This is a genomic window from Mucilaginibacter sp. P5_A6 (assembly GCF_056400585.1).
Window position 1 is genome coordinate 72,880 of record NZ_JBFUKZ010000013.1, and the last position, 15,289, is coordinate 88,168.

The window sequence follows — 15,289 nt, forward strand, 5'->3', positions numbered from 1 at the left end:
AATAGAAAAAATATTTTCAAATGCGTGTACTTTGTGATTTTATATCGAAGGCATCGCGTAGCCCAACGGTAACCAGGTTAAAGGCATATACTAAAAGCATAATAGCAAGGCCCGGAATAATAGCCAGGTAAGCCGAGTTCATCACTATATAACCATAATGCTCTTTAATCATACCTCCCCAGGTGGGCATAGGTGGCTGTGCGCCAAAGCCMAGGAAACTTAGCCCGGCTTCGAGTAATATAGCCGATGCAAAGTTTGATGAAGCCAATACCAGCATAGGGCCGGTTATATTAGGTAAAATATGTTTGGTGATAATACGGGTATTGCTAAAGCCCAATGCACGGGCGGCTTCAATATATTCAACCTGCTTAAGGCTCATTACCTGTCCGCGTACCAGTCGTGCTACCTCAACCCACATTGACATACCAACCGCTATAAATATTTGCCATAACCCTTTACCAAGGGCAAACGATATGGCAATAACCAGCAGCAAGGCCGGTAACGACCATAATATATTCATCAGCCAGCTAAGCGCGGCATCCACCCAGCCGCCAAAGTAGCCTGCTATGGCCCCAATGGTTACCCCCAACAGCATACTAATAATAACCGACATTAAGCCAACTGCCAGCGAAATACGGGTGCCAAGCAGTAACCTGCTCAGCATATCGCGGCCATAAATATCGGTGCCAAGCCAATAGGTCCTGGTGGTTATTTGTTCGTTTTTTATTTTATCACTAAAGTGCTTATATATCTCGGCGGTTTTTTTTAGGGAGATGGCAGGGTTTAATAATACCATGCCGTAACGATAGCGGGGTTTAATCCCATTCACTACTTCAAAAATATTATACGCCTTTTTATCTGGCTTATCCTCGTCGCCAATATATTCGTTTACGTAAATAGAATCCTGTTTAAAATAGTATCCGGTAACAGGCAGCTCCCTATAAAATGACGACTGTCCAAAAAGCATCCTGCCGAAGAAGCCCGCCGTATCAACCTGTTCGCTTTTGCGGATCCGCAGCATCATAAACTTTGCTCCCGGCTTTTTAATGCTCAGCTGAATGGTCATATTATTTGCATGCGGGGTTTTATCGGGCAGCACCAGGTATCCCAATAAGGCTACAAGAAGCGTAACCGCTATAAAAGCGAGCCCGCCCATAGCGATTTTATTACGCTTAAAGGCAATCCACGTTTGTTTTGAGGGAGTAAGCTGGGCCAATAGTTAATAGTTCTTTTTGGCTAAATATCGTTTAAATAGGTGCAATAAGCAATTAGCTTTATACAAATTACATTGATATTAAAAACGGGCGTTATTTTACCTCCCTGCCTTTCCACTGGTACTTTTTGTTGCTGCCTATTAAGCCCATCATAATCAGGTAAATTACATGTGCGGGTATTGTTATAATAAGCAGGCTAACCAGGTATCCGCGTTTAAAAAAAGAAGTAACCGGCAGCAGGTAAATAGCCTCAAACAGATATTTTAATAAAAACTGCACCAGAAAAAGTTTAAAGTAATAAATATCATAAAAACCCAGGCAGGCGTTTAGTAATATTGATACATTAAAAAGCCAGAAGCACAAACCAATGGCTACTATTTTTTTATCCTTATACTTTGTAAATTTTGATGCCCATCGCTTTCGCTGCTGTAAAAACTCCTTTAAGGTGGGCTTTGCATGGGTATATACAACAGCATCTGTTTGTTTCAAAAAGCCAATTCGGCCAGGGTAGCGCGCCGCTATCTTTTGTAGCAGTAATTCATCATCGCCCGATGCTACGTCGTCAATCCCCATAAAGCCCCCTACTTCATTAAATATGTCCTTACGGTAGGCCAAATTAGCGCCATTACAGGTTGATGCCTTGTTATTGCCAATAAATGCGGCCCCAATGCCAATAAGAAAAGAAAACTCAAGGGTTTGCATCAGTTCAAATACCGATTTTTCTTCAAAAAAAGTTACCGGTGACGAAACCATTACCAGGTTCTGACTCTCATAATAAGCAACTATGGATGACAGCCATTTGCTGCCCATGCGGCAATCGGCATCGGTAGCTACCATTAAATCGCCCGTTGATAGTTGTATGGCCTCGGTTATTGCCTTCTTTTTATAGGAGTTAAGGGGCTTATCCTCGTTTAGTTTAAGCAAGGTTATTCCATGGGCTGCATAGCTGCTGATGATAGCTGCGGTATCATCAGTAGAGTGGTCATCAACAATAATAACCTCTAACAAGTGTTTTGGATATTCCTGTGCCAAAATATCCTCAATGGTTAAATGGATCCTTTCGGCCTCGTTGCGTGCTGCAATGAGTATGGTAACCTTTGTGTTAAAATTGGCAATTGTAAACGGAACTACCTTAATATTAAACCAACCTTTAATTAAATAAATAACAAGTAACAGGTACAGTCCTGTTAAAAATAACGAAATTATACTAAGCGTTGCGATCAAAGAATTTGAGTTTAAATACAAATAAAGAGCCTAAAATAGCAGGAATAAATAAATTTATTAGCCATATAGAAGATACACCGGCTATTATGGCGAATTTTTGATCGGTTATATAAACAAACAGGTGCGATGCTGTAAAACCACGCACACCAATGTCAAAAAGATCAAGAGAGGGCACCATTGATGATATAAAAAAAAACAGCATCAACATCATAAACATAGAGAAAACAGGGATCTGCGGTATCAGCATCTGGAATACCAAATAATACTGCAACGAGAAGGTAGCATACCGGGCAGCACTGAAACTTATAATTTTAATGAGCTGATGGGTTTTATACTGACCCATGATTGCAAAAAAGCGATGATATTTTTTAACCAGCGGGATATGATCAAACAAGTCAACCACCCACTTTATATGGAAATAAATGATTAACTGAATGGTTGCTAAAATTGCACCCAAAGCCATGATACTTGCAGGCAGCCACGAATTAGCATGTATATAAGTAAATATAAACCATATAATGGATACTGCGCCTAAAACATTGGTAACGGTACCCTGGCTAAATGAGCCCACGCTCATAGCAAAAATGCCCGGGATTCGTTTTCGGTTTGGTAAAAACATTACCCGGCCACCATATTCGCCAATCCTGTTTGGTGTTGTTACTGCCCAGGTAAGGCCGCAAAAAACAGCTTCTATTGCTTCCCACAGCGTTATATCTATAAGTGTTTTGGTAACATAACGCCATTTTAAAGCCTCCAAAAACCAGTTAACAAACATTAGCATAACAATTATGCCCATGGTTATTATTACCCTGGTGATGCTTAAATGCGATGCTAAAAGTTCAAATGCTTTTAAGTCATCACTTTTTTTGGAGAACTGCCTGTAAATAAACAATGCAGCTGCAATTACTATACTGGCCTTAAGTAAATAGGAAACTATTTTTTTTGTAGAACTAGTCAAAAAGATAAATTTTTACAATGTTACGAAAAATGGGGTGAGGATTACCTCGCCCCATACAACACAACATAAATACTTTTGTTTATTTTAATCGGGCTTTTAAAAACGCAATGGTATTGGTATACGCATCCCGGGTGGCATCGCTGTTATAAGCGGGGTTGCTGGGGTTGGCAAAACCGTGGTCGGCATCATATTGGTGCAGGTATAGCTTTTTGCCGGCCGCCTTCATATCTGCGCTAAATTTAGTAACTACTTTGGGGTTTATCCATTGATCTTTATTTGCAAAGTTGCCCAGTACGTCGGCATTTAAAGTTTTTAAGCGCGCTATATTCTGCTCGGGCATGCCATAATACATTACGCAGCCGGCCAGTTTTTTACCAGCCAGTAAGCTGGTTTGCAGGCTCCAGCCACCGCCAAAACACCAGCCAATGGTGGCAATATGTGCACCTGTACCGGCATAAGTTAATGCCCCGTTAATAATGGCTTTGGCCCTGTTTTCGTTTACCGCCTGCAAGTATTTGCCCGCATCCTGCTGGGTTGTGGCAACTTTGCCATCATAAAGGTCAAGGTCAATAATGTTCACATTTCCAAGATCGTTATAGATCTTTTCAGATTCGCGCTTTACATAATCATTCAATCCCCACCATTCGTGAATCACCAGTATGTAGTTATTGCTTGGTGCTTTAGCTTTTAACATATACGCCGTCGATTCCTTGCCATCGGGTGTTTTATAGGTAATATTCGTGCCTATGCTGCTTTGGAAACGGACAGGTAATGGTTTTAAATGCGCCGCCCTGAATTTTGAATCAGACGCCAGCGAAGCAAACCGTTGTGTTGCCGATGGGTTACTGCAGCAAACTACTTTGCGCTGTGCAAATGCATAGGTGCAAAAGCCGGTTAATAAAACAATAAGAGTTAGCTTTTTCATAGTTGGATATTTTTCTGGTAAGCCGTTAGGGGCTACATAGCAATACGTTTATCGATTGATTTGCATTGCCTGAAACTTAAACGGTATTAGTAGGTTTACCTCAATGTTTTTACATAACATTCAGTTTGATCCATTAAAATTACGGTTTAATATAATTTATCCAACATCATTTTCTGCCCGGATAAAAAGCGTAGAACGTGCAGCGTTGTAAGCGGCGTTAATTATTCAACCGTCCAGGCAGCAACCTCATACGCGCCTAAGTCAACAGCAATTTTACCATCAATTAGATTAGCCGTGCTCCTCCCAATAAAACTACCTGTCTTTTTCCCAGGTAATCCACTCGCCTCAACACTTGCCGCCTGATTTTTATCCGATAGATTAACAACCACAATAACCGCTTTATTCCCATCCTGCCTGATAAATGAAAACACCTGGTCGTTATTATTGGGGAGGGTTTTGTAAGTCCCTTTAACTATAGCCGCATTGGATTTGCGTAGGCTGATCATCTTTTTATAATAATTAAAAAGCGAATTGGGTTTTTTTCTTTCTTCCTCAAGGGATATTCCGTCGTTGGGTTTATCATCATTAAACTGGTCCTTATATGGACCTGTTTGTTTGTACCAGTAGGCCATTCCTTTACCTTTAGCTGATGCGTACCATTCAAAGGCTTGTCTGTCCGGAATTTCATTGGCATCGGTTCCGCCAAAGTTGGCGGAGGTGCCGGTCATGCCCAATTCCTGGCCGTAGTAAATAGATGGTATGCCGCCCATCAGCAAGTTAAGTGCGCAGCCTGCTTTTAATTTACCCATATCGCCTTTAACAGCGGTACTAAAGCGGGGTACATCATGGTTTTCAATAAACACTACCTGTTGCTTACCGGCCGGGTTCATAGCCAGGGTTGAATCGGCATTGGCTAACAACAGATCTTTCCTGAACGACCGGATGGCAAACGCCAGCCTTAAGCCAAATACGCGGTCAACGCCGCCCTTTTCCAAATATTCCAAACCTAAGCCGAACCAGTTGGCTTGCTCGGCAACTATTTTTATTTGGGGGTTAATGGCTCTTAGTTTGCTCAATAAAGGGTTCCAGAAAGTATCAAACAAATGGGGGAGTGTACCTTTATTATCCAGGTTATCCATCATATGGTCAAGCCGGAAACCGTCCACACCATCGTCAAACTTGCCGTCCTTATTAGGGTCCAGCCAGTAGCTGAATAGTTTAAAATTGTACTCCTTTGATTTTTCGCTGTTTAAATTGGCCGTGGTAATTTTATGGGTTACACCGTCGTAGCCTTTTAATTCGGTTAAATTATATACTATGGTTGATGGCTTTTTATTCTCCTTGTCGTCCCAGATAATATAATCAGTATACTCGGATTTTGGGTTGCCGAATGCATCCTTCCACCATTTGGAATCCTCGGTAACGTATTGGGTTTCCATATCCATATAAAATTTCATGCCCCTTTTATGCAGTTCTTTAATCAGCGCCAGGTAATCCTGCAGCGTGCCGTATTTAGGATCGATCTTTTGAAAATCAATAGCAAAATAATTGTGGTAATAAATCGACTCATAAAGTGGGGTGCACAAAATGGAAGTTACACCCAGTTCCTGCAGGTAATCCAGTTTCTGGCGAATACCGTTCAGGTCGCCATGACTATCGCCATTACTATCAAAAAAACTCCGTTGAAAAACATGGTATATAATCTCGTCGTCGTTGCCATTTTTATTCCCCTTTTGTTTAGGATGGGGCAGTGTAGCGCTTGCAGATAGTGTAACGCAAAGCAGGCAGGCAAGCACAACGGTTTTTTTTATTTTCATAGATGTTATAATTGGACCCTAAAACAACTGAAATGATCACTAAAATACAATGAGTAAATAGTATATTAAATGGCTTATCTTATCCCTAAAAACTGCATTTATTACCAACATACGGATTATATACGCCATATATTGGCCAGTTTTGCTGTGTTTTGACTTAAGTTGTAGTCCTATTTTTGTACGTTAATAATACTTTAATTGTTTGTACAATTTACAGGCTTGATTTAATGTAAATTAATAGTTTAATTAGGCCGAAAAAGCGCCTGCTAAAACAATAAACCCATACATGGCTATTACCTGCAAAGCAGCCATTACCAATGGCCACGGAAGTTTTACTATTGAGGATATTGAAGTTCATGATCCGCAGCCCGATGAGGTGCTGGTAAAAATAATGGCCGCCGGGCTTTGCCATACCGATCACGACTCGCTGAACTGGGGCAGGCAGCTTATAATAGGGCATGAGGGTGCAGGTATTGTTGTAAAAACAGGTAGTGAAGTAAGGGATTTGGCCCCAGGTGATAAAGTGATATTAAACTGGGCCATGCACTGCGGGCATTGCTTTCAATGTTTAGAAGGCAACCAGCACCTTTGCGAGATAGCTTCGCCGGTAGCAGCCGGAGGGAATGGTTATACGCCCGGCCATGCAGATCCATCGGGCACAACTTTAAATGCGCAACCCGTTTTACGTTCATTCAATATAGGTACCATTGCCCAATACACATTGGTAAAAGCATCCGCATTAGTAAAAAATGTATCTATAAATATGTCGTTTCCGGCGGCAAGCATCATAAGCTGCGGAGTAATGACAGGTTATGGCTCGGTACTGAATGCCGCTAAAGTAAAAATAGGGGCATCGGTGGTGGTGCTTGGTACCGGTGGTGTTGGGCTTAGCGTGATCCAGGGCGCTAAAATAGCCGGGGCCGGCATGATCATAGCCATAGATATTAACCCAAACCGTTTAAAAATGGCTGTCGAATTTGGAGCAACCCATACCCTTTTGGCCGACAAAGCTGATACAGGGCTGTTACTGGCGGCCCAACAGGTAAAAAGCATGACCAATAACCGCGGCGCTGATTACGCTTTTGAATGCACTGCTGTCCCTGAGTTAGGTGCTGCGCCGCTGGCGATGGTGCGCAATGCGGGTACTGCCGTACAGGTGAGCGGAATTGAGCAGGATATTACTATTGATATGCGCCTTTTTGAATGGGATAAAATTTACATCAATCCGCTATACGGCAAATGCCGCCCGCAGATTGATTTTATGCAGATTGTACAACATTACGAAAATGGGGATCTGATGCTGGAAGAAATGATTACACGCACTTATAAAATAAATGAACTTGATAAAGCTTTTGATGACATGCTAAACGGCAGAAACGCCAAAGGAGTTATTGTTTTCGACTAAAAATATGCCTTTTAAAACAACAAAATTATCAAACCTGCAGTTTGAAAATAATAATTTACGTTTTATCACTGTAAAAACCCCGAACCTTAAAGGCCGGGGTGATATTTGCGTATACGTTCCGCCGGGGACAAAACCAACTGCTACCTTACCCATTGTAATATTGTTACATGGCGTTTACAGCAGCGCCTGGAGCTGGGCCTATAATGCGGGAGTGCATTTAAAATTGAATGAATTGATAAATGCGGGTGAGCTGCCACCTATGATATTGGCCATGCCATCTGATGGGCTTTGGGGTGACGGATCTGGTTTTTTACAGCACAGTTTATATAATTTCGAAAAATGGATAGCGGAGGATGTGCCCGCTGTTGTAAGGGAGAATATTAATGGGGCAAAAGAAGATTCGCCCCTGTTTATATCGGGCCTGTCTATGGGTGGTTTTGGCGCTTTGCGTATCGGTGCCAAATACGGGCAACAGTTTAGGGCAATATCCGGTATGTCGTCAATTACCAGCCTGCCCCAGATCAAGCTTTTTGTTGAAGAGCCTTTAAAATATTACGCGCAGGATAATGCGGTTGACGAAGATGTTTTTGCAACTTTTAAATATTACAGGCAGCAATTACCGCCTGTGAGGTTTGATTGCGGCACAAACGACCTGTTGCTAAGGTACAACCGCGATTTGCATAAAAAAATGGAGCAGGAGGGTATGCCGCATATTTATGAGGAATACACTGGCGGGCATGAATGGTCGTACTGGTCAAAGCATGTTATAACTGCCTTAAAGTTTTTTGCAAGCCACCTATAACCGGCCAGGTTGCCCGAGACCATGTAGTTGATGTAATTTACCTTTTTGCACCTGCCAGGTGATAAAAATGGCTGATATTTTAACAACAATTATTGATGTTTTAATAACAAAATAAAAAGCGAAATAAAATTAATGAAAATATAAAATGCTGATATATAATGTATTGCGATGTGTTTGTATTTGGAATTATCATTTTTTTGTCAATTAGACATCGGGCCATATACCAATGTTGCTATTTTGAACGTTTAACTACTTTGTAGGTTCTAACCTGCAAATAGTGATAAGGTTTAGGTTTAAAGTCCCCAAGCAGCGAGTGCAAGGGGACTTTTATTTTTAAGCCTGTATATAAAGAGAACCTGCGCTGATATCCTCATCAATTATTGCTTTATTTGCAGCCTGCAAAAAAAACTGCACTGGTTAACCCTCAATGAGCGATCTGAAAAAGGAATTATATGATTTATGTGTAGCTCATGTGCGCAGGAGCATGGATGCTGCCGAGCTGGCTATCCAGGAAGCTCAAAAAGCATCAAACGATGATACCAAAAGCAGCGCCGGCGATAAATATGAAACGGGGCGCGCCATGATGCAGCAGGAAACCAACCGCAACCTGGCCCAGTTAAATGAAGCTAATAAACTTATGGTTGCCTTAAACCGTATCAGCACCACCGGCACATCTGCTATTGCCGGGCCGGGTAGTGTGATAACTACTAATAATGGAAATTTTTACCTGGCCATCAGTGCCGGTAGTTTACCCTTTGCAGGTAAAACTTATTTTGCTGTTTCTCCCGGCTCACCTGTAGGCCTTAAACTTAATGGCAAAAAAAAGGGCGACAGCTTTACATTGAATGGTAAATTATATACTATTGAATCGGTAAGCTAAGTATCATGAGCTTAAAGCGTATAAAATGTTTTTATGTAAAGCCTGGCATTATGTAAATCCAGCGTCTAAATGTATGATCTTTTCTTCGGTTTGAGTTAGATAGCCGTAACCTTTTAAGTCAGAAGTCTAAAGACTTGACGCTTTTTTCAATATAAGGCGTGAATAACACCGTTGTTTATTAAAGTTCGGCACTTCAAATTCAGACTAACACCGGTAGTTATCACGTAATTAAATTCTATCTTTAATCGTCTAAATACTTTCGCAATGATTCAAAAAAGAGCCTACTTTTTCTTGCTGTTTCTTATTTTACAAAGTTGCACTCATGCACAAACTTTCAATAAAGCCAAGTTAGACAGCTTTTTTGTCGCGCTGAATACGAAAGACCAAAGCATGGGCAGTATCGCCATATCTGCGAATGGAGTGTTAGTTTATCAAAACGCCATCGGTTATAGTCAAATGAATAAAGGGTTAAAAACACCAGCGACCATTGAAACAAAATATAGGATAGGCTCAATCAGTAAGATGTTTACTGCAGCTATGATCTTTCAGCTGATCGATGAAGGTAAGCTTAGCTTTGAAACGCCTTTGGCCGGTTATTTCCCACAACTCCCTAATGCCGGGAAGATCACTATAAGAGAAATGCTTGACCACCGTAGCGGGCTTCACAACTTTACGAGCGACTCGCTTTATGCCACCTATATGGGCGACCCTAAGTCAGAAGCTGAAATGATCGCCATCTTTACCGGACAGAAATCCGATTTTGAACCGGATACGAAGGCAGAGTATAGCAACACCAACTTTGTGCTGCTAGGCTATATTATTGAAAAATTGACTGGTAAAACCTATGCTGAAGAATTAAAAAAACGCATCACTTCCAAAATAGGCCTGGCACAAACTTATTACGGTACCAAAGCCAATTCGACCAAAAACGAAGCATACTCCTACAATTACCAAGGGCAATGGACACAAATGCCCGAAACAGATATGAGTATTCCGGGCGGCGCTGGTGCTATTGTTTCTACGCCCGCTGATCTGGTTAAATTTATAAATGCGCTTTTTGAAGGCAAACTCATTAGCCCAGCCAGCTTAGAGTTGATGAAAACGATGAGGGACAATTACGGTATGGCCATGTTTACTATGCCGTTTGATGATAAAAAAGGTTATGGACATTCCGGAGGCATCGATGGATTTTTCAGTTTACTTATTTATTTACCACAAGAGAAGTTAGCGATAGCTTACACTTCCAATGGGACACGATATTCATATAATGATGTGGTCATGGGGGCATTGAGTATTTATTTTAACAAGCCGTTTACAATTCAGGAGTTTAAAACGATTACACTAAACACAACTGACCTCGATAAATATATCGGGAAATACTCCAGCACACAAATACCCCTAAAGGTTACTATAACTAAAAAAAACACTACGCTGTTTGCGCAAGCTACTGGTCAGAGCGCATTTCCAATGGAAGCCAAAGGTGACAATAAATTTGTTTATGCTTCTGCTGGTGCTACTTTGCAATTTGAACCAGCTAAAAAAACTTTCACTTTAATCCAAGGGGGGACTACCTATCTATTTACTAAAATTGACTAATAGGGTCAAATTGCAATTTCGAGATCGGTAGCTGATCTTTTATGTTTATACATCATGGACATTCAAGCATTAGGGGAATCAGATCCGGCAAAACCAAGTTGATTCGTCCTAAAATCCGTAATCCTTCTATTACATGGTTCGACCTTAGCCCGACCAGAGCTCCTCAGCTTATAATTACTTTACATAACGTTCGTATAAGTGGCCCAACGTACAAAAGAAACCTGATTTTGTATTCTCCGGTAAATTGGGTGCTTTATTCAATGAGTTTCTGGTGTATAAATCGGAAACCTGTGGACCGCCTACGTTGCGCTTATACCGGTAACTGAAATTTATGCCAAAGTGAGTACTTAAATGAAAGACGAAGCCCTGAAAAAAATGAATCCAACCATTGTTACTGAGCGAAAATCGTCGTGACAGAAAAACGGTGAACTGCTTGGTTGGCTAAAAGAATTGCAGCATAAATATTGAAAAGTTATGTAAAACTAAATATGCGGAATGGGCTTTGAAAAATGCCTTAAAGCTCATCCCTTTACATAACGTGAGGGTTTACATAAATAGATCCCCATAAAAGTTGCCACGCTCACTCTTATTTCTACCTGCCCTGCCGCAAAATTTATAGAATATTATTTTAGCAACCGTAGTCGGGCTATTAACTGCAGAAATATAAAAACTTATTTATTTACATGTTTTTAATGGAATAAATGGCGTCGGTTTTGTAAATGGATTTAATTATTAAACCCTTAATTAAATGTTAACCTGTTTAAATCCTTTATTTTATCGCCAAATCGAACACGTTTTTAACCTAAAATCAATAAAAATTAACTTTTTTTGAAAATAAAACCATCCATTCATCAAATCATGCAGTAATCATCAAATATCTATTACTATATTTGATGTTAACAAAACTGGGCAATTAAATAACCTTGCCTTTTATAAATTAAAGATTGATGAACATATTTGTAGGAAGCCTTCCTTTTCAATTAGAGGAAGCCGATTTAAAAGAACTTTTTGAAGCGTACGGTGAAGTAAGCACTGTAAAAATTATTATTGACAGGGAATCTGGTAGAAGCAAAGGTTTCGGATTTGTTGAAATGGCTGACGATGAAGCTGCACAAACAGCTATCACTGCCTTAAATGGATCAGATGTTAAAGGCAGGTCAATTGCTGTTAGCCAGGCTGAAGATAAAAAACCAAGTGATCGCAGAAGCGGCGGTGGTGGCGGTTATGGTGGCAATCGCGGCGGCGGTGGCGGCTATGGCGGCGGCGGTAACCGTGGCGGCGGTGGCGGTGGCTACTCAAAAGATAACAGAGGCGGCGGCGGCGGTAGCCGTTGGTAAATTATAATTAAAGTAAAACGCCGGGTAGTTTTACCTGGCGCTTTACTTTAAATAATATATCGGCTTGCGCGTTTTTTTGGAAATAATTTAGTGGGTTTTATACCTGCTGTGTGGTTATTTTATCCAAAATACTGTTTACTTGCCCTATTTTTGCTGTTTTGGAAGGCTGCGGTAACTTTACCTCAAAAGTGGCGCCATCGCCCTGCGTTGATATAATATTAAACGTTCCGTTGAGGCTTTCTACCAGGTGCTTCACCATGGCCAGGCCAAAACCATAGCCGTTTTCGCCGCTTGTGCCATTGCTTGATGTGGCATTGCCCTGCAGTATAGTCGCAATTACATTGGTATTCACACCCACTCCCGAATCTTTCACTTTTATCTGCAGTACGTTCGCGTCTTCATCTTCTACAAGGTTCAAATCAACGGTTACAGTACCATGATCAGGCGTGAACTTTATAGCGTTAGAAATCAGGTTGCCAGTTATCTGAAGTAATTTGTTTTTCGAAAAAGGAATAGTTTCCGATTCAGACGAAGTGTTTACCGTAAAGCTGATATGTTTGTTCATGGCCTGGGGCACATAAAGTTTTTCCAGCTTATCTTTAAATACCAGCAGGTTAAATTCATGCCCTTTTAATTCGGGCAGACTTTTATCCTTTTTATCGGCACTCAATATCTCATCGGCAAGTTCAAGTATTGATCTTCCGCTTTTATGAATCAGGTTCATAAACTCCATGATCTCCTCTATCTGGTTATCTTCACCCTGTTCCTGTATTAATTTGGCCAGTCCTATAATTCCGCTTGATGGTCCGCGGATGTCGTGGGCTACTTTCTTTTGTGTTTGCCGGGCTTCTGATAAATTGCTTTTTAGGTTGTTAATAACTTTCATATAGTTAAACCTGTTCACAATTTCACCGGCAATTATTTTCAACAGTTCTATTTTCTCTGGGTTGAGTGTTTTTACGGCGTGCTGATCAACTACACAAAGTGCCCCGATATTGTGGTTGTTTACGTTTAGGGGGATGCCATAATAATAACGCAGGTGTGGCCCGCCGGTAACGTATGGCCTGTTTTTAAAGCGTTCGTCAGCACTTAGGTCTGCCACCTCCATGTTTTCATTTCCTATAAGCAGGTACTGGCAGACCGATTCTTCGCGGGGCATTTGCTCAAGTTCCATGTTGTGGGTTGATATTGTCCATTGGGTATAAGAGTCTATCAGGTTTACCAGCGACATTTCTGTACCGGCAACCTTGGCTGACAGTTTGGTGAGGTCTTTAAAATTATCCTGTTGCGCGGAGTAATCCAAATCAAATTCCGACAGGTCATTAGCTATCCATTTCGTTTTCGGGGATTGGGGGAGTTAGCATATAATTAATTGGTTAGGTGTTTATGCGGCATTGAGGATTTTAAAGTTATGCAAAACGGGAACATGCCATCTGTAAAACATTTATGACGTACTAATGCTTTTTACCAAAAATGCTTAACTTGACAATTCCAAAAAGCCAATTATTTATGGAAAGCAAAAAACCTTGTACCGCGCCCGATGAGGGGCAGGATGTAAAGGACAGTTCGCGAAGGAATTTTCTGAAACAATCTACCCTGCTTACCGCGATTGCCCTTACCCCCGGAACCGCTATTAAAGCAGCGGCCGATCATGTGGACGAGCAGTTTGCCGGAGTTTTTGAAAAAATGCCCTTGAAGATGGAGGTAAACGGAAAGCTGCAAAGTTTATCTGTTGAACCAAGATCAACCTTGCTTGATATTTTACGTGAGCAGCTTGACCTTACCGGCACCAAAAAAGGCTGCGATCATGGCCAGTGCGGCGCATGCACCGTTCATGTGGATGGACATAGGGTAAATTCATGCTTAACATTGGGCATAATGATGAACGGTAAAAAGATCACTACTATTGAAGGGCTTGCCAAGGGCGATCAGCTGCACCCCATGCAGGAAGCTTTTATAAAACACGATGGTTTTCAATGCGGGTATTGTACACCGGGGCAAATCATGTCGGCTGTAGCATGCATCCGCGAGGGGCATGCCAATTCGGAGCATGAAATACGGGAATACATGAGCGGTAATATTTGTCGTTGCGGCGCTTATCCTAATATAGTAAATGCCATACAGGAAGTGAAAGATGGAGGGATGAAAGTATGAAACAGTTTCAATACGTTCGCCCGGCCACACAACAAGGGGTGTTGGACGTTATCAGCAAACCCGGCACAAAGATTATAGCAGGCGGAACTAATTTAGTTGACCTGATGAAACGGGGTGTTACCGCTCCTGATAAACTGGTGGATATTAATCATTTGCCCTTAAAAGGTATAGCAGCTACAAAAACAGCATTACATATAGGTGCCCTGGCACTCAACAGTGTTGTATCAGAAAATGGCCTGGTTGCCGAAAAGCATCCTCTTTTGGCCATGGCACTTAAAGCAGGCGCGTCGCCGCAGCTCCGCAATATGGCAACTGTGGGTGGTAATATGATGCAGCGTACCCGCTGCGGTTACTTTTATGATGTAACTATGCCCTGCAATAAACGCACACCCGGCACAGGATGTGGCGCTATGGAAGGCATTAACCGGATGCATGCCATTTTTGGCGCAAGCCCGCAATGCATAGCTGTGCATCCAAGCGATATGTGCGTTGCCCTTGCCGCGCTTGACGCAACCGTGATAATTACCGGTAAAAAAGGTGAGCGGCGCTTGCCATTTACCGAATTTCACCGCCTGCCGGGAGATCATCCCGAACTGGATAATCATTTGGATAAAGATGAATTGATTACGGGTATAGAGATCCCCGATAACAACCTCGCCCAAAATAGCTACTATTTAAAGATACGCGACAGGCAGTCATACGCCTTTGCATTGGTTTCGGTAGCTGCCGCCCTTGATATCGAAAATGGCGTTATTAAAGATGCCCGTTTAGCTATGGGCGGTGTTGCGCACAAACCATGGCGCTTGTTTGATGCCGAAAAATCACTTATAGGCAAAAAAGCAACCGAAGAAAGCTTTGAGCAGGCGGCGCAGTTGGCTATGCAAGGGGCCAAAGGTTATGGCAATAATTCGTTTAAATTAAAACTTGCCCCGGCTACCATAACCGAGGCTTTAAAACATGCAGCAGGCTTAGTTTAA

13 protein-coding genes are annotated in these 15,289 nt (G+C 41.7%); 7 read left to right on the forward strand and 6 right to left on the reverse strand.

Annotated elements, in window-relative coordinates; genetic code table 11:
• Nucleotides 1–16: 16 nt before the first annotated feature.
• The 5 genes from AC1DO4_RS15255 to AC1DO4_RS15275 form a co-directional block, all read right to left on the reverse strand.
• Nucleotides 17–1,216: an ABC transporter permease gene (locus AC1DO4_RS15255; RefSeq protein WP_477417255.1), complete on the reverse strand. Its 1,200-nt coding sequence runs from the start codon at nucleotides 1,214–1,216 to the stop codon at nucleotides 17–19.
• A 91-nt stretch (nucleotides 1,217–1,307) separates the two neighbouring features.
• Nucleotides 1,308–2,438, reverse strand: a complete 1,131-nt coding sequence (locus tag AC1DO4_RS15260) for a glycosyltransferase family 2 protein (protein ID WP_477417257.1) — start codon at nucleotides 2,436–2,438, stop codon at nucleotides 1,308–1,310.
• On the reverse strand, nucleotides 2,422–3,396 hold the full coding sequence (locus AC1DO4_RS15265) for a hypothetical protein (protein WP_477417259.1): 975 nt from the start codon (nucleotides 3,394–3,396) through the stop codon (nucleotides 2,422–2,424). The genes AC1DO4_RS15260 and AC1DO4_RS15265 overlap by 17 nt, the downstream gene beginning before the upstream one ends.
• Before the next feature lie 79 nt (nucleotides 3,397–3,475).
• On the reverse strand, nucleotides 3,476–4,321 hold the full coding sequence (locus AC1DO4_RS15270; RefSeq protein WP_477417261.1) for a dienelactone hydrolase family protein: 846 nt from the start codon (nucleotides 4,319–4,321) through the stop codon (nucleotides 3,476–3,478).
• Between the two features lie 221 nt (nucleotides 4,322–4,542).
• On the reverse strand, nucleotides 4,543–6,138 hold the full coding sequence (locus AC1DO4_RS15275) for an alpha-amylase family glycosyl hydrolase (RefSeq protein WP_477417263.1): 1,596 nt from the start codon (nucleotides 6,136–6,138) through the stop codon (nucleotides 4,543–4,545).
• Between the two features lie 286 nt (nucleotides 6,139–6,424).
• Here AC1DO4_RS15275 and AC1DO4_RS15280 point away from each other — a divergent pair, with 286 nt between their 5' ends.
• From AC1DO4_RS15280 to AC1DO4_RS15300, 5 genes are all read left to right on the forward strand, one after another.
• A complete protein-coding gene (locus AC1DO4_RS15280; protein WP_477417265.1) occupies nucleotides 6,425–7,543 on the forward strand; it encodes an alcohol dehydrogenase catalytic domain-containing protein in 1,119 nt (372 codons plus the stop codon).
• A 4-nt stretch (nucleotides 7,544–7,547) separates the two neighbouring features.
• The gene (locus AC1DO4_RS15285; protein WP_477417267.1) at nucleotides 7,548–8,345 is read left to right on the forward strand and encodes an alpha/beta hydrolase; all 798 of its coding nucleotides are present in this window, start codon (nucleotides 7,548–7,550) and stop codon (nucleotides 8,343–8,345) included.
• A 427-nt stretch (nucleotides 8,346–8,772) separates the two neighbouring features.
• Complete coding sequence (locus AC1DO4_RS15290) at nucleotides 8,773–9,225, forward strand: GreA/GreB family elongation factor (protein ID WP_477417269.1); 453 nt, start codon at nucleotides 8,773–8,775, stop codon at nucleotides 9,223–9,225.
• Between the two features lie 264 nt (nucleotides 9,226–9,489).
• The gene (locus tag AC1DO4_RS15295; RefSeq protein WP_477417271.1) at nucleotides 9,490–10,821 is read left to right on the forward strand and encodes a serine hydrolase domain-containing protein; all 1,332 of its coding nucleotides are present in this window, start codon (nucleotides 9,490–9,492) and stop codon (nucleotides 10,819–10,821) included.
• A 947-nt stretch (nucleotides 10,822–11,768) separates the two neighbouring features.
• Nucleotides 11,769–12,158, forward strand: coding sequence for an RNA recognition motif domain-containing protein (locus AC1DO4_RS15300; protein ID WP_477401358.1), 390 nt, complete (start codon nucleotides 11,769–11,771; stop codon nucleotides 12,156–12,158).
• A gap of 97 nt (nucleotides 12,159–12,255) precedes the next feature.
• Here the strand turns inward: AC1DO4_RS15300 and AC1DO4_RS15305 are convergent, their stop codons facing one another.
• Nucleotides 12,256–13,461, reverse strand: a complete 1,206-nt coding sequence (locus AC1DO4_RS15305; protein ID WP_477417273.1) for a GAF domain-containing sensor histidine kinase — start codon at nucleotides 13,459–13,461, stop codon at nucleotides 12,256–12,258.
• A 206-nt stretch (nucleotides 13,462–13,667) separates the two neighbouring features.
• Here AC1DO4_RS15305 and AC1DO4_RS15310 point away from each other — a divergent pair, with 206 nt between their 5' ends.
• Both AC1DO4_RS15310 and AC1DO4_RS15315 read left to right on the forward strand, forming a co-directional pair.
• Entirely contained in the window at nucleotides 13,668–14,312 is a 645-nt protein-coding gene (locus AC1DO4_RS15310) for a (2Fe-2S)-binding protein (protein ID WP_477417275.1), read from the forward strand.
• Nucleotides 14,309–15,289, forward strand: coding sequence for an FAD binding domain-containing protein (locus AC1DO4_RS15315; protein ID WP_477417277.1), 981 nt, complete (start codon nucleotides 14,309–14,311; stop codon nucleotides 15,287–15,289). The genes AC1DO4_RS15310 and AC1DO4_RS15315 overlap by 4 nt, the downstream gene beginning before the upstream one ends.